The 24,566-nt window shown below is 64.5% G+C and carries 18 protein-coding genes; 3 read left to right on the top strand and 15 right to left on the bottom strand.

What is annotated here, in order from left to right:
* Positions 1 to 15: 15 nt before the first annotated feature.
* Together fadB and FV139_RS19355 are read right to left on the bottom strand one after the other, a co-directional pair.
* A complete protein-coding gene (fadB, locus tag FV139_RS19360) occupies positions 16 to 2,163 on the bottom strand; it encodes a fatty acid oxidation complex subunit alpha FadB (protein WP_148070137.1) in 2,148 nt (715 codons plus the stop codon).
* Between the two features lie 277 nt (positions 2,164 to 2,440).
* Positions 2,441 to 2,698, bottom strand: coding sequence for a hypothetical protein (locus FV139_RS19355; protein ID WP_148070136.1), 258 nt, complete (start codon positions 2,696 to 2,698; stop codon positions 2,441 to 2,443).
* 390 nt (positions 2,699 to 3,088) lie between these two features.
* Here FV139_RS19355 and FV139_RS19350 point away from each other — a divergent pair, with 390 nt between their 5' ends.
* Positions 3,089 to 3,643 (top strand): retropepsin-like aspartic protease, encoded by a 555-nt coding sequence (locus tag FV139_RS19350; RefSeq protein WP_148070135.1) that lies wholly within the window; start codon positions 3,089 to 3,091, stop codon positions 3,641 to 3,643.
* Positions 3,644 to 3,765: 122 nt separating this feature from the next.
* Entirely contained in the window at positions 3,766 to 4,710 is a 945-nt protein-coding gene (locus FV139_RS19345) for a hypothetical protein (RefSeq protein ID WP_148070134.1), read from the top strand.
* A 10-nt stretch (positions 4,711 to 4,720) separates the two neighbouring features.
* Here FV139_RS19345 and FV139_RS19340 read toward each other — a convergent pair whose 3' ends face one another.
* The 8 genes from FV139_RS19340 to FV139_RS19305 all read right to left on the bottom strand — a co-directional run bounded on the left by FV139_RS19340 (position 4,721) and on the right by FV139_RS19305 (position 14,316).
* Positions 4,721 to 5,959 (bottom strand): tetratricopeptide repeat protein, encoded by a 1,239-nt coding sequence (locus FV139_RS19340; protein ID WP_148070133.1) that lies wholly within the window; start codon positions 5,957 to 5,959, stop codon positions 4,721 to 4,723.
* A gap of 16 nt (positions 5,960 to 5,975) precedes the next feature.
* Positions 5,976 to 6,680 carry a DUF4331 domain-containing protein gene (locus FV139_RS19335; protein ID WP_148070132.1) on the bottom strand — a complete coding sequence of 235 codons (705 nt, stop codon included), beginning with the start codon at positions 6,678 to 6,680 and terminating at the stop codon, positions 5,976 to 5,978.
* 16 nt (positions 6,681 to 6,696) lie between these two features.
* Positions 6,697 to 7,356 carry a DUF4331 family protein gene (locus tag FV139_RS19330; protein WP_187276648.1) on the bottom strand — a complete coding sequence of 220 codons (660 nt, stop codon included), beginning with the start codon at positions 7,354 to 7,356 and terminating at the stop codon, positions 6,697 to 6,699.
* A gap of 125 nt (positions 7,357 to 7,481) precedes the next feature.
* Positions 7,482 to 9,056 (bottom strand): inorganic phosphate transporter, encoded by a 1,575-nt coding sequence (locus FV139_RS19325; protein WP_148070130.1) that lies wholly within the window; start codon positions 9,054 to 9,056, stop codon positions 7,482 to 7,484.
* A 117-nt stretch (positions 9,057 to 9,173) separates the two neighbouring features.
* On the bottom strand, positions 9,174 to 10,169 hold the full coding sequence (locus tag FV139_RS19320; RefSeq protein ID WP_148070129.1) for a PA2778 family cysteine peptidase: 996 nt from the start codon (positions 10,167 to 10,169) through the stop codon (positions 9,174 to 9,176).
* Between the two features lie 45 nt (positions 10,170 to 10,214).
* Complete coding sequence (locus FV139_RS19315; protein WP_148070128.1) at positions 10,215 to 10,589, bottom strand: PA2779 family protein; 375 nt, start codon at positions 10,587 to 10,589, stop codon at positions 10,215 to 10,217.
* A 111-nt stretch (positions 10,590 to 10,700) separates the two neighbouring features.
* Positions 10,701 to 11,510 carry a mechanosensitive ion channel family protein gene (locus FV139_RS19310; protein WP_148070127.1) on the bottom strand — a complete coding sequence of 270 codons (810 nt, stop codon included), beginning with the start codon at positions 11,508 to 11,510 and terminating at the stop codon, positions 10,701 to 10,703.
* A complete protein-coding gene (locus FV139_RS19305; RefSeq protein ID WP_148070126.1) occupies positions 11,503 to 14,316 on the bottom strand; it encodes an AAA family ATPase in 2,814 nt (937 codons plus the stop codon). Before FV139_RS19305 ends, FV139_RS19310 begins: the two co-directional genes overlap by 8 nt.
* Positions 14,317 to 14,496: 180 nt before the next feature.
* Between FV139_RS19305 and FV139_RS19300 the strand changes: the two genes are divergently transcribed.
* On the top strand, positions 14,497 to 16,734 hold the full coding sequence (locus FV139_RS19300) for a patatin-like phospholipase family protein (RefSeq protein WP_148070125.1): 2,238 nt from the start codon (positions 14,497 to 14,499) through the stop codon (positions 16,732 to 16,734).
* Positions 16,735 to 16,851: 117 nt separating this feature from the next.
* On the opposite strand, the gene FV139_RS19295 is transcribed toward FV139_RS19300, so the two are convergent.
* From FV139_RS19295 to FV139_RS19275, 5 genes are all read right to left on the bottom strand, one after another.
* Complete coding sequence (locus tag FV139_RS19295; protein ID WP_148070124.1) at positions 16,852 to 17,043, bottom strand: hypothetical protein; 192 nt, start codon at positions 17,041 to 17,043, stop codon at positions 16,852 to 16,854.
* Positions 17,044 to 17,160: 117 nt separating this feature from the next.
* Positions 17,161 to 18,462 carry a ribonucleotide-diphosphate reductase subunit beta gene (locus FV139_RS19290; RefSeq protein ID WP_148070123.1) on the bottom strand — a complete coding sequence of 434 codons (1,302 nt, stop codon included), beginning with the start codon at positions 18,460 to 18,462 and terminating at the stop codon, positions 17,161 to 17,163.
* A 77-nt stretch (positions 18,463 to 18,539) separates the two neighbouring features.
* The gene (locus FV139_RS19285; protein WP_148070122.1) at positions 18,540 to 21,425 is read right to left on the bottom strand and encodes a ribonucleoside-diphosphate reductase subunit alpha; all 2,886 of its coding nucleotides are present in this window, start codon (positions 21,423 to 21,425) and stop codon (positions 18,540 to 18,542) included.
* Between the two features lie 796 nt (positions 21,426 to 22,221).
* Positions 22,222 to 23,136 carry an ornithine carbamoyltransferase gene (argF, locus tag FV139_RS19280; protein WP_148070121.1) on the bottom strand — a complete coding sequence of 305 codons (915 nt, stop codon included), beginning with the start codon at positions 23,134 to 23,136 and terminating at the stop codon, positions 22,222 to 22,224.
* Between the two features lie 57 nt (positions 23,137 to 23,193).
* A complete protein-coding gene (locus FV139_RS19275) occupies positions 23,194 to 24,348 on the bottom strand; it encodes an aspartate aminotransferase family protein (RefSeq protein WP_148070169.1) in 1,155 nt (384 codons plus the stop codon).
* Positions 24,349 to 24,566: the final 218 nt, after the last annotated feature.

Below are 24,566 nucleotides of genomic sequence, written 5' to 3'. Positions count from 1 at the left end.
AATTCTCCTTAGCCCTTAGTAGTAGGTGGTGCCGTCGGCAAGTTTGGCTTTCATGCCATCCGTCAGCTCGTAGCTCTTGCCGAGGTGGGCGAATTTTTCGCTGGCGGCGGCAATGAACTCGAGGCCCACGGTATCCATCCAGCGGAACACACCGCCGCGGAAGGGCGGGAAGCCCAGGCCGTAGAGCAGGGCCAGGTCGGCCTCGGCGGGGGTTTCCACGATACCCTCTTCCAGGCAGCGCGCCAGTTCAGTGGCCATCGGCAGCATCATGCGGGCGACGATGTCCTCGTCGGAGAACTCGGTGCGCTCACCGGCAACCGGGGCGATCAGCTCATAGGTGCTTTCCACAGCGGTTTTCTTTGGCTTGCCACGCTTGTCGGCGATGTACTCATAGAAGCCGATACCGTTCTTCTGGCCCAGGCGCTGGTTCTCGAACATCACCTCGGTGGCGGTCTTGAAGTCCAGTTTCATGCGGTCGGGGAAGCCCTCTGCCATGACCTCGGCAGCGTGAACACCGGTGTCGATGCCGACCACGTCCATCAGGTAGGCCGGGCCCATCGGCCAGCCCCAGCGCTCCATGACCTTGTCCACGGCCTGGAAGTCGGCGCCGTCGCGGACCAGCTTGGAGAAGCCGTCGAAGTAGGGGAACAGTACCCGGTTCACCAGGAACCCGGGGCAGTCCTTCACCACGACCGCCTTCTTGCCCATCTTGTTGGCGTAGGCCACGGTGCGGGCCACGGCGGTATCTGAGGTTTTCTCGCCGCGGATGACTTCCACCAGCGGCATCGCGTGCACGGGGTTGAAGAAGTGCATGCCACAGAAGTTTTCCGGACGCTCCAGCGCTTCCGCCAGGAAGTCGATGGAGATGGTGGAGGTGTTGGAGGCCAGCACGGTATCCGGGCCGATCTGCTTCTCGGTCTCGGCCAGTACCGCGTGCTTGACCTTGGGGTTCTCGACCACGGCTTCCACCACGATGTCGACATTGTCGAAACCGCCGTAGGTGAGGGTCGGGTCGATGCTGCTCAGCACTTCGCCCATCTTCGAAGGGGTCATGCGGCCGCGATCCACCTGCTTGGACAGCAGTTTGTTAGCCTCGCGCAGGCCCAGGTCCAGGCCGGCCTGGTTGATGTCCTTCATCTTGATCGGCACGCCTTTGTAGGCGCTCTGGTAGGCGATACCGCCGCCCATGATGCCGGCGCCCAGTACCGCGGCTTGCTCCACTTTTTTATCGGCCTGCTTTTCCCAGCCCCTGGCTTTCTTGCCCAGCAGCTGGTCGCTCAGGAACACGCCCACCAGGGCGGCGGCCACCGGGGTTACGGCCAGCTCGGCGAAACCGGCGGCTTCCACCTCCAGGGCGCCTTCCAGGTCCATGCCGCGGGCCTGCTCGATCACGTCGACGACTTTCACCGGCGCCGGGTAGTTGCGGCCAGCCTGCTGCGCCACCATCTGCTTGATGGTGAAGAAGGTCATCATCGCCTCGGTATCGTTGAGCGGCAGGGGGCTGCTCTTCTGGGCGCGGCGCGCGGCGTAGTCCAGTTGGCCGGCAATGGCGTTGTTCAGGGTGGTCAGGGCCACCTCGCGCAGTTGCTCCGGTGCGGCGACGGCGTCGACGGCACCCGCCTTGAGGGCAGCGTCGGGGCGCTTTTCACCGGCGGTGGCAATCCACATGACGGCCTCGTCGACACCGATGATGCGCGGCAGGCGCACGGTGCCGCCCCAGCCTGGCAGGATGCCGAGTTTGGTTTCCGGCAGGCCGACCTTGGCGACGGTGCTCATGACGCGGAAGTCACAGGCCAGGCAGATCTCAAATCCACCCCCCAGGGCGAAGCCATTGATGGCGACCACGCTGGGATAGGGCAGGTTCTGCAGGCGGTTGAAGTTGGCGTTGTTGAGGCCGGTGAAGCCCTTGATCTCGTCGGCGCCCGCACCGAACAGGCCGGTGAATTCGGTAATATCGGCGCCCACGATGAACACGGGCTTGCCGCTGGTGACCAGCAGCCCCTGCAGGCCCTGTTCCGCCTCGATGGCGTCCAGTGCCGCGGTCAGGTGGGTCACGGTGTTCTGGTCGAACTTGTTGACGGATTCGCCCTGTAGATCGAAATGCAGCTCGGCGATGTCGCCTTCGAGGCGGGTCACCGTGAGCGCGTCGCTCTGATAGATCATGTCACTGTCCTGTGTTGCTGAGACGGGTGGATGGGTTCGGCCAATAGGGGTGATGGAAGCCCGTGGCTGGCCCGAGGGGCGCCTATTGTAGCGGGGTGGCGAGGAGTCGTGAACCAGTATGTTGACAGCGAACACAAGAGATTGGCTTATGTTGGCTATTCAGAGGGGCAATAGTGCCCGTTGCGGCGTTCGCGGGCTGTGTTGAGGAGGGCTGGAGGTGGAGAATCCGGCTGCCCGCCGGAGAAAGGACGTTCGGTTGGTGGGCAGCCGAAAGGTTTTAGCGGAAGCGGGCCAGCGGCGGGCGGCCCTTGGGTGAGCGGCTTTTTTGCGCCTGGGTCGATTCCTCGATAGCCGCAGCGTCGCTGATTTCGAGCACTTCCACGTCGCGCTTGAACGGCGGTTTGCCTTTCATTTCCACCTGCTGGATGCGGACGGTACGTTCTGCGCCGGCGTCAGTGCCAGCGTTGTCGGAGGCCTGTGCCGCACCGGATACAGACAGGGACAGGGCGGCCAGAGTGAGTAGTAGAGTGCGCATGCACAATCTCCTTGCACTAATTTTGTGATCCGGGGCCCGGTCTGCTGCCTGGCTGGTGGTTCACAAGGGGTCGTATTAACGGCAGTGTCACTGCCGAGCGGGACCGCCACGATATCCTGTAAGTGGGTTGTTTTCTAATAGATTTCCCTGAATTTGCGGGTCAATAAAAGTGATAAGGCGGGGGCGTGGACGCATGGTGCCGTCGCGTATGGATGGACTGGGAAGGCCTGGACGCTAATGCCTGATTGCACCAGAAGTGGGCGCGCGAGCACCAATAGTGCGCTTTCGGTGGTTTGCCGCTGCGCCCCGGGCCAGTATCTATCGGCTCCCGGGCAGTGGTACAGCTTTTGCTTGAGTTAAAAAACGCTAATAACACAGAGGTGCGGCACCATGAACCGTCACCCCCTGCCCGGTTCCCCACAACCGGGTGACACGAAAGCAAGCCGTGCAGTCAGGCACTGGTTGGTGTTGGCCGCCAGTTTGCTGTCCCTGTCCCTGCCGGTCCTGTCTTTGCCGGCTCAGGCGTTGGACTTTCCTGTGGAGATTCCCCTGGAGCCCAGTGGCGGCGGTACGCTGATGGTCACCGCCGAGGTCGGCGGAGCCAGTGCCCAATTCCTGCTGGACACGGGTGCCGGCATGGCCACCATCAGTCGCGACCTGTTCGAGCAACTGCAAGACAGGGGCGCTCTGCGCGCCGTGCGCCGGGTGGCATTGCGCCTCGCGGACAATCGCATCGAGCCTGTCCAGGTGTACTCGGTGGAAGAGTTTCGGCTCGGCGCGACCTGCGATCTCGGGCCACTGGAACTGGCGGTGATGGATCGTGGCGGCCGTAACCTGCTGGGTCTGACGGCTCTGGGACGGTCCGGGCCATTTGCGGTGGACGCGGCATCACAGACCCTGCTGCTCCGTCACTGCGCCGAGGGATCCCTGCTGGCGCAGCAATGAGCGTTTCGGTGAGGCCGGCTGGCCAACCGTAACCGTATTCACCCAAAGGGGTCTGTGGGGCCTTGGTCTGCAGCTGTCCGGGTGGGTAGTATCTTGGCCTCGAATCCCCCCTGGAGGCCCCTTTGCACACCGCGCCGACACCGGGTTGGCAGAGCCTATGGTCTTGCCTGAGTAGCGTATGCCGCTGTGCAGTCCTGCTCGCCGCAGCGGCGCAGGCACTGGCCGCGCCGGCAGGACCCGACTATTACCTGCGACCCTTTTCCGACCAGTCCCCCTGGAACACCCCGCTGGTACAGGCCCCTGACACTGACCGGCATGGCTGGTCGCGCCTGGACCTGGGTGAGGACGCACACGTTCACATCAACAGTAACAGCTGGTCCATTCCTTTTTACCTGGCGGGCGCAGAGGTTCCTGAGCGGCCGATCTATATCCGCAAGCTCCAGGCCTACGTGATGGCCCCGGTCCCCGAGGGCGCTCTCCCGGCAGAGGGGACCGACGGGCACCTGACGGTAATGTCAGCGGATCGAACCACCATTCACGAATTCTTTCGCTTCGAGCAGCCGGGGCAGGCCAATATCTATCGAAGGGTGGAGGCCGCCGGGTTGGGGGTTGCCGAGCAGGCGGGGCGACACATCGGTACCCGGGCTTATGGTGGTTCGGCCGTGGGTGGCCTGCTGCGGCAATGGGAACTGGAGCAGGGTGTCGCCCGGCATGCTTTGGCGGTGGCCCTGAGTCTCAATTTCCTCAAGTCCGGCTACGTCGCGCCGGCGACCAGCGAGGACGACAACAGCGAAGCAAACTACGGCGGCAGTATCCCGATGGGTGCCCTGTTGGCCCTGCCGCCTGAACTGGAGGTCGAGGCCCTGCTGGAGCAGCCGCTGGCGATCCTGATCGCCAAAACGCTGCAGCGCTATGGGGGCTACGTGGTCGACTCGGGGGGCAGTGATGCCATTCTGTTTTACGCCGAGCCGGGGTTCGACAACAAGGCGGTGGCGCGCAGCGCCAACGAGCTGGATAAAATCATTCCCCACCTGCGCCTGGTGGGGCGGCAGGCCGCAGGCGACTGATCAGTTCTGTTCAGTTAAGTTCGAGGGCATCCCGTATCAGGTCGAGTTCCTCCCGTGCCTGGGGAGTGGCCCAGCCGGCTTCCAGTTGCGGCAGCAGCACCTGCAGGGCTTCCTCGGGGGCGCCGGCCTGGCGCAGTGCCGTGGCGAGGTGGGTTGCGGCGTTGCCGTAGGGCCGTTGCTGGTAATCCGCTCGTGCCAGGTTCAGGGCCTGGGAGGGAGGGCCGTAAGTGAGGAAAAAATCCACGGCGTGACCGGTAAAGGCGGCGGGGTGTTGCTGCAGACGCTCGTTCAGCATGACCCTGGCCTGTTCCAGTGCCTGTTGGGCTTCGCTCTCGCGCCCCCGGGAGCGATCAATTTCCGCCCGGGCAGCAATGAACTGGGGGTTTCCGGTGTCGGCAATGACCTTGTCATAGAGCGCTACGGCGGTCGCGGTATCGCCCAGCAACAGGGATACCTCGGCCAGGTGTTCCTCTACCAACCACCAGCCTGGCAGGGCGGCATCGGCCCGGCGGAACAGGGCCCGCGCCCGCTCGTGCTCGCCGCGCTCGAGGGCGAGTATTCCCCGCTGCAAGCGAAACCAGGCGATCTGGTGGGGGTTGTCGTTGTGGTAGCGCTGCTCCGCCGCTTCGAGCAGGGCATCCGCCTCCCGCGATGAACCGGTACCCTGGCGCAGGCGGGCCAGGCGAATATAGTCCGCCGGTAGATTGCGCTCCTCCAGCAGGTTGACGGCCTGGGTGATTGCGCGCTGGTAGTCACCGCGGTAGTAATCAATATCGATCAGGAGGTCGCGATTGTCGGTGCCGGGGCAGGCGCTCAGGGCCGTGGCTGCCGCCTCGATCTGGTGGCTCGCCAGTGCCAGTTCCGCCTGCTCGCGGCAGGGTGGCTCGCCGCGAGTGCGTTGTTTGAGCTCCGCTAGTGCCGCAGCGGCGCGGTCAAAGCCCGCCAGTTCTCCGGTCAGCCGGGCGTGATAGAGCCAGCCCTCGAACAGGCGTCGAGCGGGCCCAGTGGCGCGTGCCCCGGCGCTTTCACTGAGGTCTTGCTCCAGCGCTGCCAGGCGGCGCTCCTGGCGGGCGCGCAGGAGGGCGTAACCAGGTGCTTCGGGGGCCGGCGATTGCTCCATCCCCGGTTGGGATGTGGCGAGGGGGGTGGCGTTCTCCTCCGGAGCACAGGCGAGCAGGCTCAGCAGCAGTATTGCGCCGCACAGGCCCCGGCTCGCCCAGAGGCGTAGGAGGTTCAGGTAGTCCCTCATACCGCTCCCGCCAGTGTTACGGCATGGGGATGGGATCGCGGAGATAGGGGAAGTTGGCCGGCGATACGTCGTCCGCCCGGGCGTCGTTACCCGGCGGGTTCAGTGGCAGGTCGGCAAACAGGTCCAGCGGATGCACGCCCAGGTCGAGCAGTACCGCCGCCAGCACCCGGTCGATAACCGGGTCGTCGGGGTGGCGCCCGTTCGGCCAGGAGGAGGGGGCGCTGGTGTCCAGGGTCACGACATCGGGGATGACCACCGGCGCGGCGACGTTGATGCAGGCGCCGATGTCATCGGCGCTGTCGATTTCCCCGGGTAGCCCGGTCGCGCAGCGCGACAGGCCGAGGCTGTCGAGGTCATCCGCCAGGGCATTGTTGACGAAAATCAGCGTGTCGACGAAGCCGCCGGCAAAGTCGGCGTCACCGGAAGGATCGCCCTGGTTGAAAGAGTCGCGCTCGTTGTCGGCATCGTTGATCACGGGCACGCCATCGCGAATCGGCTGGCCGCCACCGCGGAGCAGGGCCGTGGCAACGCCCGGCTGGCCCATGCGGTCCACCCGGGCGTAATCGCTAGGGGGGTTGGAGCGAACTTCGACCAGTGCGGGGCCGCCGCCGTCACCGTCGCCATCACCGTTGTTGGGGCTGGAGTCGCTGCTGTCCGAACAGGCGCCCAGGAGGACGCTGCTGGTCAGTGTACCGAGCAAAAGCAGTTTTGACAGATCCATGTGCAGTCCTCCCTGACTATTCGACGATACGGGCCGTAGTGGCCCAGGCTTTGAACACGGTCTGGCTGCTGCTCAGTGCCGCGGTATCGATCTCGAAGGCGATCGCGCTGAGGTTGCGGCCACCAAAGGTGTCCCGGGTACTGTCGAAGGACACGGTGCCGGTACTCAGGGTTTCGTTAAAGCCCTGGGAGTCAAAGAAGAAGGGGTCATCGGTGGAGCCGACGAAGGCGTTGAGGCCGCTGGCGCTCTGGAAGATGCGGTTGCTGTCCGCCACGGTGCCGCTGAAGCTGTCGCCGGCGCCGGGTACATTCTCCAGTTGTACGGTGCAACTGCCGTCGGCCTGCTCGGCCATGCGGATGTCGATACGCACGTCCGGTTCCACCGAGCCGGCGCCGTCGCCGTTGTCATCGCGGTCGATGTAGAAGCTGTACAGCACGTCGCGGTCACAGTAGAAGCCCGCGTCCATCTGGTCACTGGTATCCGACCCGCCGCCGTAGGTGATCATTGCCACCAGCCGGCCGTCGGTGTCGCCGGGGTCGAAGAAGTAGATGTCACCGATGTCGGCAGGTCGGTCCGCGGTAGCGGCGGGGGACTCGGTGTGGTCGGCGGCAAGCGCCAGGCCAGAGGCGAGCAGGCCCGCCAGCCCCGCCGCACAGATTAATCGAACTGCTTGCATGCGAAATTCCCTCCCGATTGCAGTCATGCGCGAGCGTCCGGTTCGCGCTGTTCACTGAAGGGTAGACGAATTTGTCGCCGAGGCAACTGCAGACTGGATGAATCGGCAGAATGTGAGAACCCGGTTCAGAGTACCGCGCGCATCAGGAGGAAACAGGCGGCGCTGAGCAAGGCGGCGGCGGGCAGGGTGATCACCCAGGCGGCGGCAATGGGCTTCATCAGGCTCCAGTTGGTGGAGCGATTGACCAGGCCGATACCCAGCACGGCGCCCACCAGGATGTGGGTGCTGGACACCGGCAGGCCCAGGGTGGAGGCGATAAGCACCACGCTGGCGGCGGCCAGCTCGGCGGTGAAGCCGGAGGCCGGGTGCATGCGCGTGAGTTCGGTACCCACAGTGCGGATGACTTCCTTGCCGATGAACCACAGGCCGGCGATCAGGGCGACGCCGAAGGTGACCATGGCAGCGGTGGGTACCGGTGCTTTCGGGTTGATCTCGCCGCTGTGCAGGACATCGAGAATGGCGGCAAAGGGCCCGATGGCATTGGCGATGTCATTGGAGCCGTGGCTGAAGGCAAAGCCCGCCGCGGTGAACACCTGCATCCAGCTGAACAGCAGGAAGGTGGACTTTTCCAGCGAGCCGCTGCGCTGGGTACGGGCGAGGATATAGACCGCCATCCACACCGCCGCGGCGACCATCAGCACGATCAGGCCATTTTGCAGGTCCGTAGACTCCAGCTTGAGATTTTTCAGGCCCTTGTACAGCAGCATGGCGGTAATGATCATCGAGCCCGCGGCGGCGACCAGCGGTACATACAGTACCAGCGCCTTGTGAGCGTCGATGTCTTCCTTTTCCCGCTCGAGGCGGTGCAATTCCTTGTAGTAGTCGGACTCGAAGTCGTCTTCGTTGGCGTCTTCGATACTGCGGGCGCTGGCGGCGTCCCGCGCCAGGGCGCCGGTGTAGGCAATTTGCTGCAGCTCGGTCATGCGCTCGGTGATGGTCTTGTGCTCTTTGCGCAGATCCTTCTTGCGCTGTTTCAGCGCCTGCAGCTGTTCGTGGGCCTTCTCGTTGTAGGTGAGGATATGCTTGCGAATGTAGTAGTAGATGACGTAGGAGCCCAGGCCCCCCAGCACCGGCGACAGGACCCAGGAAATGGCGATCGTGCCAATCTGGTTCCAGTGCACAAGGCTCAGGGCCTCTCCCATGCCGGCCGCTACCCAGCCCAGGGCAATGGAGCTGCCGACAATGCCGCCGATGATCGAGTGGGTGGTGGACACCGGCCAGCCCTGGCGGGTGGCGACCAGCAGCCACACGGCGGCAGCCAGCAGGGCCGACATCATGATGTAGAGGAAGTCCATCACGTTGAACTCGGGCTCTGCGGTGAGCGTACCGAGGTCGACAATGCCCTTGCGGATGGTGTCGGTGACCGCGCCACCGGCGATCAGCGCACCGCTGACTTCGAAAATGGCGGCCACCACCAGCGCCTGCTTGATGGTCAGGGTGCCCGCACCGACGCTGGTACCGAAGGAATTGGCGACGTCGTTACCGCCGATGTTGAAGGCCATGAACAGGCCGAAGGCGGTGGCGAGCAGGAAGATCAGAGTGTTGCTGTGACCGGTGTAGCCCAGTCCCCACCAGGCGAAAAGGCCCGCTGCGGAGGCGAGTAGCAGGAAGAAAAAGACGCTGAGTCTGTCGCTGAGCATGTATCGCGATTCCACGGCCGGATTGCTGTTGTGCCCGGTCGTGGCAAGGACTGACGGCCCGGGTATCAAGCCCGCAATGATGCCGCAGAAATGTGACGAAATTGTTGCAGTTGTGGGTCAGGGGGCCTCAGGGAGCATGAGGGGGTACAGGTCGGAGCAGTGACTGGCGTCCGCGGCGGCCGGGTGTCCCGCCAGCTCCCCGGCGGTGGCGGCGATTACCGCGGCCAACTCGGGCGGGAGTCCCTCGGCCTGCACCGCCGGTGACAACACCTCCCGGCCGCTGGCCGGGCAGCCCTGCGCGAGCAGCAGGTCGGCGTAGTTATTGCGCCCCGCGTAATGATCGGGGGCAAGCGCCAGCAGTTGTGCAAATCTTTTACTGGCGGCCTGATCGTTCCCAGCGGCGCGCTGGGCGTTGGCCGCACCGAACAGGAACTCCGGCTGTTGCGGCCAGCGTGCAACGGCCGCTTCCCAGCCGGGCAACAGCGCTGCCTCTCCGAGCACGCGCTCCGCGTCCGCCAGGGCGAGGGTGGCGGCTGCCGGAGTAACGGACGCGGGCAGACGCTCTGGTGGCAGGGTGACCACAGCCCAGTGGCTTGCTTTCTGCCAGCTCAGCAGGAAGCGGCGGTGGGACTCCAGGCGACGGCGTTCGGTACCGGAGCGCAGTATCCACTCGCGACGGTTGGGCTCGTAACCTACCACCACGGCGTAATGCCACTGTGGCAGGGCGTCGATGCCGAGGTTCTGCATCACCAGCACCGGATTGCCGGCATCCAGTTCAGCGATGAGGGCGTCCGGTGTGCCCGGGATACGGTAGGGAATACGCCCGTAACGACGGCTGGCGGCCAGCAGTTCGGCCTGCAGGCTGCCCTGGCGCCCGGGCAGGAATACGGCCTGCTCCAGTGCCTGATCGTCCACCTCCACTCCACTGTACAGGAGGGATGTGGCCAGCGCGGCGGGGCCGCACTGGTATTCGGACTGGGGAAAGAATGGAACCCCGGTCAGCTCAGCCGGGCCCGCCTGGGGGGCGGGGGGCTGGTCCGGGTAGACGGCACAGGCCGTCAGCAGGCAGCTGAGCAGGGCCAGAGAGACCCACTGCAGCAGTCTGGACGCCATGCCGGCAGGTATCGATGGGCGGGCAGCTCGCGCTGCCCTTGTCAGCTAGATCTTGGCGAAAATGTTGATAACGCCAACCAGCTCCAGAATCAGCAACACAACGAAGACCGCACCGATCAGCCCGAGGATACCGCTGCCAGCAGGCAACTGGTCCATGCGCTGACCCAGTTGTTGCAACTCGGCGGGGCTCAGGGCCGCCACGCGCGCCATGGCATCTTCCTGGGACACTCCCAGTGCCACCAACTGCTGGCTCACATCTTCCCGCAACAGCAGTGCGTTGACCTGGGCCAGGCGCGCTTCGCGGGTGCTTTCGCTAACGTAGTCCGGCGTAGACATGACAGCGGCCTGGGCCGTGGACAGGGTGGTGGCACAGATCAGGATCAGTGCCTGGAACAGCATCAGCACGCGTGCAGTAATCATTTGTACCTCTCTATATTACCGGTGGTTATTACGCGCATGGTACGTCATGGCGGCCGCCTGCGCCAGATTGGGCGTGCAGGCCCGGTCCGACTGGAGAGGGGTAACCTGCGCCTAACCCCGGGCCGGGCGCGGCAGGCCCCGTTCCCTGAACAGGGCGGTTGCCCGGGTCGTGACGTCGCTCTGGAAGGCCTTCTCGTACTCCACGTCCAGCACGTAGGCCTTGGCCCGCAGCCGGATGGCGAGGCGCTCTGCGACCTGCACCTCCTCGATGGCGAACACCACCGGTTTCTTCAGGTAGGCATAGCGGCTGGTGACGATGACCTGGCGCAGAATGCGTTGGGCCTCCGCCAGATCGGCGTCCAGGGCCAGGTGGAAGTCGATGACCACCATCATGTCCATGGCGCCCATGTTGGCGGAGGACACCACGTCGGTGATGAAGCGGGCGTTGGGGATGGTGACGATACTGTCGTCCAGGGTGCGCAGGCGCACCGAGCGCAGGGTAATGTTGACAATCTCACCGTAGGTGTCGCCGAAGGACACCCGGTCACCCACCTGGAATGGGCGGTCGAACAGCAGGATGATGCCGGACACCAGTGACGCGGCCACATCCTTGAGTGCAAAGCCGAGGGCGACTGCGGCGGAGCCGCCGATGGCGATCAGGAATTCCTTGGGCGGACGCAGCACGCCCACCACCAGCACCACGGTGCCCACAATGTACAGCAGGAAACTCATCAGCGTGGAAAGCTGCAGGATGAAGAAGCGCCGCGACGGGAAGCGCAGCATCAGCCGGCCCATGAAGTGACGGATGCCGAAGTTGAGCAGCCACAGGCCGGCGAAACAGATGACCAGCATGAACAGCGTACTGGCGCTGAACATGTCAGCGACCGCGGCAAATTCAATGGCCAGGTCGTCGTTATTCATGGAGCAGGTTCTTCCGGGCCAGCAGCCTCATGATGGTCGGGTACCACAGGGGTACGATGCGGTAACGGCGATTGGCGGTGCGCTGCACGAAGCCGGCGTCGAAGGCGGTTTTCAGGGCCGAGCGCACCACCGACTCCGGCAGGGCCGTGGCCTCAACCAGTTCCTCGCTGGTCATGTTTTCGTGGATCATGATCGCGGCATAGACGAAGTGCAGGTCGTTGCCCAGTTGTTCCAGCATCGCCCCGGAAACCTCGGCCGGCAGGCTCACCGTGACGGTGCTGCCCTGCATGCGAATGGAGGAGAGCCACAGGCGCAGGGCCAGCATCGGGTTGCCGAGACAGGCGTCCCACAGCAGGCTGAAATAGAGCTGCTCGGCATTGCGGATATTGCCGGCACCGGGGCCGCGCGTCGCCAGCAATATGCTGTCGTACTGGATTTTGCAGCCGCTCAGGTGATTGCGCGAAAGGATCAGCGAACGGACGTCATTCTGTGACCAGCGCCGCGTGTGCAGCACGTTGCGGAATTGCTGGTCCCTGCCGAAGATATTGCCGAGGAAGGCCCAGCTCTGGTTGTTGACGGCGATCAGCCAGAAAACATTCGCCAGTCGGGTGTTGGTCAGGCTCAGCAGGGTCTCCCAGGCCTCGAAGCCGCCGACACTGCGCAGGAACAGGTTCTGGGCATTGTCGACCATGATCACGGTCGGTTGTCGGTCTGCGTCGGAGCGCACCAGCGCTGCCGGTCCCTCTTCGAGGTCGATATCCAGCGCCCGCCCCAGCAACTCGAACAGGGCGGCCGCGGTCAGGGTTTTCGCCGGCACCGCAATATAGTGCAGGAGGACGTCCGGGTGCTCCTCGGTCATGCTCTGTTGCAGCCGGTGCAGGGCGCGGGTCTTGCCGGCGCCGTGCGGTCCGGTCAGGAGCAGGGCGTTTTCGTTGGAGCGGTCCGAGAGCCAGGGTGCCATGCGCCCGCTGATTGCGGGCACCAGGCCGGTGTTGATATAGGGCGTATCCGCCTCGTCGTCTTCGGCGAGAAACCAGCGCTGGTAGTCTTGCAAGGCTTCGGCGTCGGGTTCGGCATTCGCTTCGGCCGCTTCATCGCCCTCGACGACGGCGGTGCGCAACTTGAAGGAGCGCGCGAACAGTTTGCGATACCAGTCGAAGTCGAACAGGGCCTTGTGCATGAAGCTGCCCAGCAGAGCCAGCAGCAGCGGGGGGGCGGCGAAGGGCGCGACCAGGGGGAACCTGCGTTCCCCGAGCAGGCGCTTGATGGCCCCCTCCCAGCTGGCGGGCAGGATGGAGGTCAGGGCGGCGATAAAGTCCTCGCGCCGGTAGCGCAACAGGACGCCGATGGCCAGCAGGACGGCAAACAGGGTCAGCCAGTAGCAGATGTCCAGGACCAGCGAAGGCCCCAGGGCGAGGGCGGCGAGATCCTTGACCAGCCAGGGCAGGATGGCCACGGCGGCGGCCCGTCGGGACTGCCTGGCGACCTCGATGTTCTGTTCTTCCCTGAGGTAGCTGCCGGCCTGGTCGGCGATGCGGTGCAGGAGCCATTCCCCCGCCAGGCGCAGCAAGCCGTAGACGATGTACAGCCGGGCGAAGGGAATCAGTGGAATCAGCAGCACCAGGTGGTAGCGGTAGTACAGCGTGTGCAGCAGTTGCAGGCCGATGAGGCCGACCACCCAGGGCAGCAGCAACGGCAGGCTGGCCGTGATCCGGCTGAACTGGGCGGTCAGGCGCTGCTTGCGGGCGGAGCGGGCAAAGTTGGCCTGCAGTGCGGCGAGTGGCGCACCCAGCCGGGAGGCCAGGTAGGCCAGCAGCGGCAGGGCGAGTATGCCCAGCGTGTACTCGAAGCCCAGGTACCACTGGCGCAGGGTGGTTCCGCTTTCCTGGCCATAGGTTTCGCCTACGGTGGTCTCGATGATCAGCCAGTGCAGGATATTGCCGACTGCTCGCAGCTCAAGGGGCAGCAGTGCGGGTGCGTCGAGGCCGAGCTGACTGCGCGCTCGCTCAACCTCGGGGCGATAGGCCTGCCACAGCCAGCCGCGCACTTCGTTGAGGCTGTTGCGCTGCACCACGATATCCAGCTCCGCCAGCCGGAAGTAGCGTTCGATGGCAGCCCGTGCCGGGGCAGGCAGATTGGTGAGGGCCTCCGCCGAAGGCGCGAGTGTGCGTGGATTTATGCCAAAGGCCTGTTGCCATAGAGTGAGCCACGCCGCCGAGCGCGCCGGGGTCACTTCCTTGTAGAGCTTTGGCAGGTCGTGCAGGAACTGGCTGCGCAGGGTACTCAAGCGGGCGCGCGTGTTCTCTATTGCGGCCCGGACCTCCGGGGGGGCGATCGCGAGTGCCGCCGCCATGGGTTCGGCCTTGTAGTGCGAACGCAGCGCCTGGCGGGAACGCCAGATACTGCCCACCGCCGAGCGCAGCACTTCGGGGTGGGTCTGCCAGCCGGCCTGCAGGCGGCGCACGCTTTCTCGCATCCACTGCAGGTCGAGCAGGGCGGCCTGGTACTCTTCGCGCAGGGCATCGCAATTGATTTCGGCCGGCCATTCCCGCGGCCCGTTCCCCGCCACTGCGGCCGGCGGGTAGATGGTTTCCTCGACGCTGAGGTCGGTAGGGAAGTTGTCATTCTCCACCGCCTCGATAGCGTCGTGACGGGTGTTCAGCGACGCCAGCTCGCCGCGCAGGCTGTCCAGCAGGCTGGCCGCGTCGCGGCAGCTCGCCGAACCGGTGCCGGAGGGCTGTGCCAGTGCGGGTAGCGCAATACTGAAGCTCAACAGGAGTGCGCGGAAGAAGCTGGTCTTTCCCATGGAGCCCTTATGCTGGAAGTCGGGGGTCACTGTTCCGATAGCGGGTCATTGTATCCACCTCCACTATGTGGCGCCAACCATCTGGCTGGCGGGATGGCAGGCAGATCGGCGACAGTTCAGCATTGCCGGCCGCGACTGGCTATCATGCACCTTTAAGGATCCTGTACCGAGAGTGAAATCATGACCTTGATAACAGCGCCCCGGTCGCTCTTCACCCTGCCCCTCCTGTTGCTGGGCTGCCTTGTCGCATTGCCCGTTACAGCCGGAACGGAAACCGGCCGCGAACATCCCGGCGTGGCCCTGGTGCTGTCCGGGGGCGGCGCCAGGGGCCTGGCCCATATCGGGGTGCTGCAGGCCCTGGAGGAAATGCGGGTGCCGGTGGACTGCGTGGTCGGTACCAGTATGGGGGCCCTGGTCGGAGGCGTTTACGCGGCGGGGATCGATCCCGCCGGCATGCAGCAGGAGCTGGAGGCAATGGAAATCGCCGAGCTGTTCGACGACAATCCGCCCCGCCCGGAGCGCGACCACAGCCAGCGCCGGGATGACTACCGCCCGCTGTTCGGATTCTCTCTCGGGGTCAACGAGTCCGGAGTGCAGCTTCCCGCCGGGGCCTCTTCCGGCTACAAGTTCGAGCTGTTCCTGAAAGAGTTGCTGGGCACGGGTCTCGCGCTGGCGCAACAGGACTTTGACAACCTGCCCACGCCTTTCCGGGCCGTGGCCACCGACCTGGAATCCGGAGCGATGAAGGTGTTTGACCGGGGTGATATCACCCGTGTCATGCGGGCCAGCATGTCGCTGCCGGCGGTGCTGGCGCCGATGGAGATCGACGGCCGGATCTACGCCGACGGCGGTCTGGTTCGCAATCTGCCGGTGGACGTCGCCCGGGCAACCTGTGGCGACGTGGTGGTGGCGGTAAACCTCGGCACCCCGCCCAACTCCCGCGAGTCCCTGACCTCCTCCCTCGCCGTCGCCTCTCAGGCCATCGTGCTGCTCACCGAGCAGAACGTGCAGCGGTCCCTGGCCGAGCTCACCGCCAGTGATGTTCTGATCGTGCCGGAGCTGGCGGACTACACCTCCAGTGACTTCAGCGACCTGGCCCCCATCATCCAGAGCGGGCGCGAGGCGGTGCAGGCCCAGCGCGACGGGCTGGCCAGCTTGAGCCTGGGGACTGAAGAGTACGCCCGGTGGCTGGCGGGACGCGCCGCACGCAAGCCACCGCAGCGCCAGGTAAACGCCCTGGTCGCGGCGAGCGGTCGCAACGTCGCCGAGACCGCCATCATGCAGGATATCCATGCGTCTGTGGGGGATGACTTCGATCTGCATCACCTGGGTACCGACATTGGCAATGCTTACGGACGGGGAGATTACTCCTATATCGGCTACTCCATACTGCCGGAGGGAGAAGCCGCGCGGATCGAGGTGGAGGCGACCTCCAAACCCTGGGGGCCGGGCTTTCTCAAGTTCGGCCTGGGCGCTGCCACCGACTTCAACAGCCCCAGCCAGCTCAATCTCGCGGCCAGTTACCGGCGCAACTGGATCAATCGCCTCGGCGCCAGCTGGCGAGTCGACGGACAACTCGGCTACGACTCCTACCTGTCGACGGAATTTGCGCAGCCGCTGCAGCTGCGTGACGGCGCCTTTATGGCGGCCTACCTCGCGGCGCGCCGCGAGATCATCCAGGCCTACCGGGGAGAGGACCGGATCGGTGACGTGACCGTGGTGGAGGCCTCGGGTGGTTTCGATGTCGGCGTGTCGGGCCGGGGCGGGGAGCTGCGTTTCGGCCCTTTCCTGTCCTACGCCGACACCACGCCCGACTTTGGCTTTTTCAACCCCGTCACGGAAGAGCGCAGCTACCAGCAGGCGGGATTGCGCCTGACCGGGGTGCACGACCAGCTCGACAGTTACGCTTTTCCGCGACATGGCGCGCTGGTGCGCCTGGACGCGGAGGCGGGCCTGCCCGACTGGGGGTCGGACACTGAGCAACTGGCTGTGCGCCTCGAACTGCGCGGCGCGCACAGCATTGGCAGTCATACTTTTGCCGCCAGCATCGAAGCGGGCGGTGACCTCAACGGTGACGGCAACCTCCTCGTTCAGGACAGGTACCAGCTGGGTGGAGCCAGGCGTCTCTCGGGCCTGTTCCTGCAGCAACTGACCGGCGATCGCTACCAGCTGGCCACCCTGGGTTATTACCACCAGTACGCCAGATTGCCGACCCAGCTCGGTGAGGGGCTCTACCTGGGTATGTCAATGGAGGCGGGGCGGATTGACGATCCGTTGTCAGAGGACCCTTTCGACTGGATTGGCGGCACCGGCGTGTTCTGGGGGGCAGATACGATACTGGGCGCCATGCTGTTCGGCTATGGCTATTCCACCACCGGGCAGAGTGCCTGGTACCTGACGCTGGGGCAGAGTTTTTAGAACAGGCCAACAGCTCGGCGAATCAAAGGTGGGGAAATGGCGGGGGAGGGGTAACCCGGTTTTGCTGGCAGCAAAACCGTAGTGGGTGCCGGCGCGCCCCGGGGGGCGTCTTGCGGGTCAGTGCAGAATGCGATCCGGCCGCATCTCCTCCTGCAGGTTGGCCTGCTTGCCGGCACTGGCGGCCTCTTCCTGCACATAGGTGCGAAGGCGGCCGACGACGCTGGTCATGACGTCGATGGTCTGGCTGATCTGGTCCAGCGCCATCAGAACCGTTTCACTATCCTTGGGCGACTTGTCGCGATTGTCCATCTCTGGTCCCTCGTTGTATCCGGCTCGTGACCGGTTAGTTGCCTGTTATGGATACGGCTGTTTCACTCATTGTTTCCCGCCCGGCGGGGTACGCCGGGCGAGGGGTGGCGGCGCACTTTAATCCCAACTCAGGGCGCCGCCAGTCTGGTACTCGATAACCCGGGTCTCGAAGAAGTTCTTCTCCTTGCGCAGGTCCATGATCTCGCTCATCCACGGGAAGGGGTTGGCGGCGCCGGGGAACTGCTCCGGCAGGCCCAGCTGGGACAGGCGGCGGTTGGCGATGAAGTGCAGGTACTCCTCCATCATGGCCGCGTTCATGCCCAGCACGCCGCGAGGCATGGTGTCCCGGGCGTAGGCGATTTCCAGTTGGGTGCCTTCCAGGATCATCTGGATCACTTCCTGCTTGAAGTCCTCAGTCCACAGCTGGGGGTTCTCCAGCTTGATCTGGTTGATCACGTCGATACCGAAGTTCAGGTGCATGGACTCGTCGCGCAGGATGTACTGGAACTGCTCCGCCACGCCGGTCATCTTGTTGCGGCGGCCCATGGACAGGATCTGGGTAAAGCCGCAATAGAAGAAGATGCCCTCGGTCACCGCGTAGAAGCCGATCAGGTTGCGCAGCAGTTCGCGATCGGTCTCGATGGTACCGGTCTTGAAGGTCGGGTCCGACAGGCTGTGGGTGTGGCTCAGGCTCCAGGCCGCCTTGGCGGCAACGGAGGGCACCTCGCGGTACATGTTGAACACCTCGCCCTCGTCCATGCCCAGCGACTCGATGCAGTATTGGTAGGCGTGGGTGTGGATCGCCTCCTCGAAGGCCTGGCGCAGCAGGTACTGGCGACACTCGGGGTTGGTGATCAGGCGGTACAGCGCCAGCACCAGGTTGTTGGCCACCAGCGAGTCGGCGGTGGAGAAGTAACCCAGGGAGCGCATGACGATGCGACGCTCGTCTTCCGACAGGCCGTCGGCGCTTTTCCAGGTGGCGACGTCGGCCGTCATGTTGATTTCCTGGGGCATCCAGTGATTGGCGCAGCCGTCCAGGTATTTCTGCCAGGCCCAGTCGTATTTGAAAGGCACCAGTTGGTTGAGGTCGGCGCGGCAGTTGATCATCGCCTTTTCGTCAACCGAGACCCGGGCGGCACCCATTTCCAGTTCTTCCAGGCCGGGGGCGACATCGAGGTTCTCGATGGCGCGGGCGGCCTCGGCGATGTTGTCCGCGGCCACTTCGGGGGCGGCGGTTTCAGCGTCGGTGGTGGAAGGGGCGGCCGGTTTAACGGCTGCCTCTGCCTGGGGTGCTGGAGCAGGTGCTGCAGCGGCTTCCTGTGCTACGGGCGCGGGTTCGGCAACCGCTTCCTGTACGGGCGGAGCTGTGCGCCTGGCGGGGGTGGATTCTTCCTTGTGGTAGTCATCCCAATTCAGCATTACGTTTCGTTCTCCTGAAATCTGTCTTCTTTGCTATGCGTGTGTGTCGACGTTTACCCGTTGAGTCGGGGCCTGCCTTATTGGCAGGCCTCACAGTCCGGGTCATCCAGCGAGCAGGCCTTCGGCACGGGGGCCGGGCCGCCGGCGGATTCACCAGAGGAGACGGCATTCAGGTTGCCGGTGCTGATGGTGGATTTCTCGGTGCCGGTGGCCGCCAGCGAGCGCAGGTAGTAGGTGGTCTTGAGGCCCGAGAACCACGCCATGCGGTAGGTGATGTCGAGCTTCTTGCCGCTGGCGTTGTTGATGTACAGGTTCAGGGACTGGGCCTGGTCGATCCACTTCTGGCGGCGGCTGGCGGCGTCCACCAGCCAGCGCGGCTCTACCTCGAAGGCGGTGGCGTAGACCGCCTTCAGGTCGGCCGGCACCCGGTCGATCTGCTGTACGCTGCCGTCGTAGTACTTGAGGTCGTTGACCATCACCCCGTCCCACAGCTTGCGCGCTTTCAGGTCGCGTACCAGGTAGGGGTTGACCACGGTGAACTCTCCGGACAGGTTCGATTTCACGTACAGGTTCTGGTACGTGGGCTCGATGGACTGGGATACGCCAGTGATGTTGGCGATGGTCGCGGTGGGGGCGATCGCCATCACGTTGGAGTTGCGCATGCCCTGGGCCTTCACGGTGGCGCGCAGGCTGTCCCAGTCCAGGGTCGCATCGCGGTTGATGCTGATGTAATCGGCGCCGCGCTGCTTTTCGAGGATATCCAGGGAGTCGATCGGGAAGATGCCCTGGCTCCACAGGGAGCCCTCGTAGCTGGAGTAGCTGCCGCGCTCGGTAGCCAGCTCGCTGGAGGCCTCGATGGCGAAGTAGCTGATCGCTTCCATGGAACGGTCGGCGAAGGTTACCGCATCGTCGGAGCCATAGGCGATGTGCTGCTTGTACAGGGCGTCCTGGAAGCCCATCAGGCCGAGGCCCACCGGGCGGTGCTTGAAGTTGGAATTCTGGGCGGTATCGACAGAGTAGTAGTTGATGTCGATCACGTTATCCAGCATGCGCACGGCGGTGCGCACGGTTTTTTCCAGCTTCTCCAGGTTCAGGCCGTTCTCGTCGATGTGCTGGGGCAGGTTCACGGAACCCAGGTTGCACACGGCGATCTCTTCGTTGGCCTTGGTGTTCAGGGTGATCTCGGTGCACAGGTTGGAAGAGTGCACCACGCCCACGTGCTGCTGCGGCGAGCGCAGGTTGCAGGGGTCCTTGAAGGTCATCCAGGGGTGGCCGGTCTCGAACAGCATGCCGAGCATCTTGCGCCACAGGTTCTGGGCGCGCACTTTCTTGTGCAGCTTCAGTTTGCCGGCGCGGGCCTGCTCTTCGTAGTGGGTGTAGCGTTCCTCGAAGGCGGTACCGTACAGGTCGTGCAGGTCCGGCACGTCGTTGGGGGAGAACAGGGTCCATTCGCCGTCGTCGAACACCCGCTTCATGAACAGGTCGGGGATCCAGTTGGCGGTGTTCATATCGTGGGTGCGGCGGCGGTCGTCACCGGTGTTTTTGCGCAGCTCCACAAATTCCTCGATGTCCATGTGCCAGGTCTCGAGGTAGGCGCACACCGCGCCCTTGCGCTTGCCGCCCTGGTTTACGGCCACCGCGGTGTCGTTCACCACCTTGAGGAAGGGGACCACGCCCTGGGATTTGCCGTTGGTGCCCTTGATGTAGGAGCCGAGGCCGCGAACCGGCGTCCAGTCGTTACCCAGGCCGCCGGCAAATTTGGACAGCATGGCGTTGTCCTGGATGGCGCCGTAAATGCCGCGCAGGTCGTCCGGTACCGTGGTCAGGTAGCAGGAGGACAGCTGCGGGCGCAGGGTGCCGGCGTTGAACAGGGTGGGGGTGGAGCTCATGTAGTCGAAGGAGGACAGCAGCTCGTAGAACTCGATGGCGCGGGCGTTCTTGTCGTCCTCTTCCACCGCCAGGCCCATGGCCACGCGCATGAAGAAGATCTGCGGCAGCTCGAAGCGCACTTCCTCGCTGTGGATGAAGTAGCGGTCGTACAGGGTCTGCAGGCCCAGGTAGGTGAACTGCAGGTCGCGTTCGGGCAGCAGGGCCTGGCCCAGGCGCTCGAGGTCGAAGTCTTTCAGGGCCGGGGACACCAGCTCGAGGGCGGCGCCGCGCTCGACATAGGCGGGCAGGGCCTCGGCGTACAGGCGGCTCATGTCGGCCTGGGTGGCGGAGTCGGCCACCCCGAGGAAGCCGAGGGCCTCGGCGCGCAGGTTGTCGCAGAGCAGACGGGCGGCGACGTAGCTGTAGTTGGGCTCCTGCTCGATCAGGGTGCGGGCGGTGATCACCAGGGAGGTGGACAGCTCATTGGCGGTCACACCGTCGTAGAGGTTCTTCAGGGCCTCGTCGAGAATGCGGGTCTCACTGACATCGGACAGGTCGGCGCAGGCTTCGGACACGATGGTGTGCAGGCGCTCGATATCCAGCGGCAGGCGGCTGCCGTCGGGCTGGACCACCGTGATACCCACGGCGGCTTCCTGGGTGGCCGGAGACAGGGCCTGGCGGGCGGCGCGTTTGCGCGACTGCTCTTCCCGGTAGATCACGTAGTCGCGGGCGATTTTGTGCTCGCCGGCGCGCATCAGGGCCAGTTCCACCTGGTCCTGGATATCCTCGATATGGACAGTACCCCCGGAAGGCATACGGCGCTGGAAGGTGCCGGTGACCTGCTCGGTCAGCTTGGCCACGGTCTCGTGGATGCGGCTGGAGGCCGCCGCGGTGCCGCCCTCAACGGCCAGGAAGGCCTTGGTGATGGCCACCGAGATTTTGCTGGCCTCGAAGGAGACCACCGTGCCGTTGCGCTTGATGACGCGCAGTTGCCCGGGGGCAGTCGCCGCGATGTTGGCGCTGACGCCGGCTTCTTCGCGGGAGGTGACGGGGGATTCGACCGGGCGGCCGCTGGGGCTGGTTTCTGTCTGCATATGTGCTCCGATGTGGGTGGCTGGCGCCTGCTTCTGACCGTAATAGTTGGACCGAAAGGGAACCTTATTGTTCTCGGGTTACCGCCTTACCGACGCGGCGTACCGCGTCAATCCTGACTGCCGCTCGTCCCCGACCAACCCGGTGGGGTTGTGACTGGGGTCGGGCCGCGACAATGTCCAGGGAGTGGGGCTGAAGTTGGCGCACAGGCCGTGCCCTGACGGCGCCGGCCTGTGCAAAAGACAGCTGGTTGGCGGGCTGCCTTGGTCTCCCCTGTTTTTGCTCGCCGGTCTGTTCCGGCGATGCACTCCCTACGTTCACTCCGTGTCCGGTATCCGGCCTGACTCTTTACCTGCTTACATGCCCAACATGTTTTACATGCTCTACACGTTCACTTGGGCTTGCCGGTGATACGTGCATTGTGTGGTCAGGTCCGGGCTGCGGGGCGCTGCTTGCCAGCGCTCCACAGTGTGCACCGCTATGGCACCCGCTTATGGGATCGGGGCCGGATGTGGTGCGTTATTCAACAGTGACACCCTATATCTTGGGGTTTTGTGCTGGAATGGGTACAAGATAATGCGAGTTAGGGGGTAGTTCAAGAGTATGACAGTGGGTTTATTCTGTGGATAAGTTGTGGGCAGCCGAAAGGTCTGCGCTCACTTACCCCCGAGCCCGCCAAATACGCGGGTGGAAGCCGCAGGCGGGCGACGGGGGCCCGGTCGGGGCCGTTCGATTTATTTTTTCTTAAAAAATGATTGTATAGACGGGCTGGTTATTTAGCGAACAGAAGTGCCCGCTTCAGCGGTTGGCCTTGAGCAAAAATTCCATCAGCGCCTTTTGCGCGTGCAGGCGATTTTCCGCCTCGTCCCAGATGACCGTATCGGGGTCATCCATCAGTTCGGCACTGATCTCCTCGCCGCGGTGGGCGGGCAGGCAGTGCATGTAGAGGGCATCGGTAGCGGCCAGGTCCATCAGTTCCCGGTTCACCTGGTAGGGCGCGAAGTTCTCCGCCCGCTCCCGCTGCTCCTCTTCCTGGCCCATGGACGCCCAGACGTCGGTGACCAGCAGGTCGGCGCCGGCGGCGGCCGCTTTGGGGTCGTGAACCACGCTGACCCGGTCGGCATGTTTCGCCAGCAGGGCGCTGTCGGGTTCGTAGCCGGGCGGGCAGGCTACCCGCAGGGTAAAGTCGAACTGGGCGGCGGCGTTGATGTAGGACTGGCACATATTATTGCCGTCTCCCACCCAGCACACGGTCTTGCCGGCAATCGGGCCCCGGTGCTCCAGGTAGGTCTGCATATCCGCCAGCAGCTGGCAGGGGTGGTAGTCGTCGGTGAGGGCGTTGATCACCGGCACGCTGGAATGGGCGGCAAAGCGCTCGACAATGTCGTGGCCGAAGGTGCGGATCATGACGATGTCGACCATCGAGGAAATGACCCGGGCGCTGTCTTCCACCGGCTCGCCGCGGCCCAGTTGGGTGTCCTGGGGCGACAGGAACATGGCGTGGCCGCCGAGTTGGGCCATGCCCGCCTCGAAGGACACCCGGGTGCGGGTGGAGGATTTGGCGAAGATCATGGCCAGCACGGCACCGGGGAACTGGCCCTGGTCCCTGCCCTCGCGGTGCTCCCGTTTCATTTCGATGGCGCGCTCCAGCAGCGCCTGCAGTTCCTGGGGGCTGAGATCCTGGAGGGTCAGGAAGTGGCGAAGTTCGGCCATGACGTTACTCTTTATTCCGGTTCAGTTCAGGACGGCGTGTTTCGAAGCCGATTGCGCTCAGTCCAGTTTATCCAGCAGTGTTTTGATGCCGCCGGCGAGCTCTTCCACCTGGGCTTCGCTGATAATCAGCGGCGGCAGGAGGCGGAGCACCCGACCGGCGGTCACGTTGATCAGCAGGCCGTGTTCCAGGCCGAGCGCTACCAGCTCGCCGCAGTCCCGGTCGAGTTCGATCCCGACCATCAGCCCGCGGCCGCGGATTTCCACTACCCGGCTGTCACCCGCGAGTTCCCGTGCGAGGGCGGCGCGAAGCTGCTCGCCGCGCTGGGCGGCCTGTTGCGCCAGGCCCTCGTCGACGATGGTGTTGATCACGGTATTGGCGGCGGCACAGACCAGCGGGTTGCCACCGTAGGTGGAGCCGTGATGGCCCGCGGCAAATACCGAGGCGGCGGTGCCCCGGGCCAGGCAGGCGCCAATGGGTACGCCGTTACCCAGCCCTTTGGCGGTGGTGACCACGTCGGGGCTGAAGCCCAGTTGCTGGTAGGCGAAGTAGGACCCGGTGCGGCCGTTGCCGGTCTGGACCTCGTCCAGCATCATCAGCCACTGCTTCTGGTCGCAGAGTTCACGGAGCTGGCGCAGGTAGTCGGTGTCGGCCATGCGCAGGCCCCCTTCGCCCTGGATCGGCTCCAGTAACACGGCCACCACGTCGGGATTGTTGATGGCAATTTGCCGGATGGCCGCCATGTCGTTCAGGGGTGCGCGCACGAAGCCGCTGACCAGGGGCTCGAAGCCGGCCTGGATCTTGCGGTTGCCGGTGGCGCTCAGGGTGGCCAGGGTCCTGCCGTGGAACGAGTTCTCCATGACGATAATGGCGGGTTTGTCGACACCGCGGTGGTGCCCGTACAGGCGCGCCAGTTTGATGGCGGCTTCATTGGCCTCGGCGCCCGAATTGCCGAAAAAGCAGGTTTCCATGCCGGACACGGCGGTCAGGTTGCTGGCCAGTGTCTCCTGTTCGGCAATGTGGTACAGGTTCGAGGTGTGGATCAGTTTCGCCACTTGCGCCTGCAGCGCTGCAGTGAGCGCCGGGTGGGCGTGGCCGAGGCCGTTGACACCGATGCCGGAGATGGCGTCCAGGTAGCGTCGCCCCTCGCCGTCGAACAGGTACACGCCTTCACCGTGGGTGAAGCTCACGGGGAGTCTGGCGTAGGTTGGCATCAGGGCGGACGCCGCTGCAGCGGCGGGTGCGGGTTCTGGCACGGCCACGGTGTAATCCTCTGCTCTCAGGGACAGCTGTTCCCGGCCGCGTCTGGCAAGGCGGCGCTGGGGGCGGTCAGTAAAAAAGAAAAGGCAGCGGTTGGCTGCCTTCAGGACCGTCAACTATAGCCGCAAAAGCGGGTGGCAGGCAACGGGGTGCAGGGAGGCTCCCCTGGCGT

This window comes from Parahaliea maris (assembly GCF_008064665.1).
In the GTDB taxonomy this organism is placed as follows: Bacteria; Pseudomonadota; Gammaproteobacteria; order Pseudomonadales; family Halieaceae; genus Parahaliea; species Parahaliea maris.
This window is presented reverse-complemented; position numbering and strand designations above follow the sequence as displayed.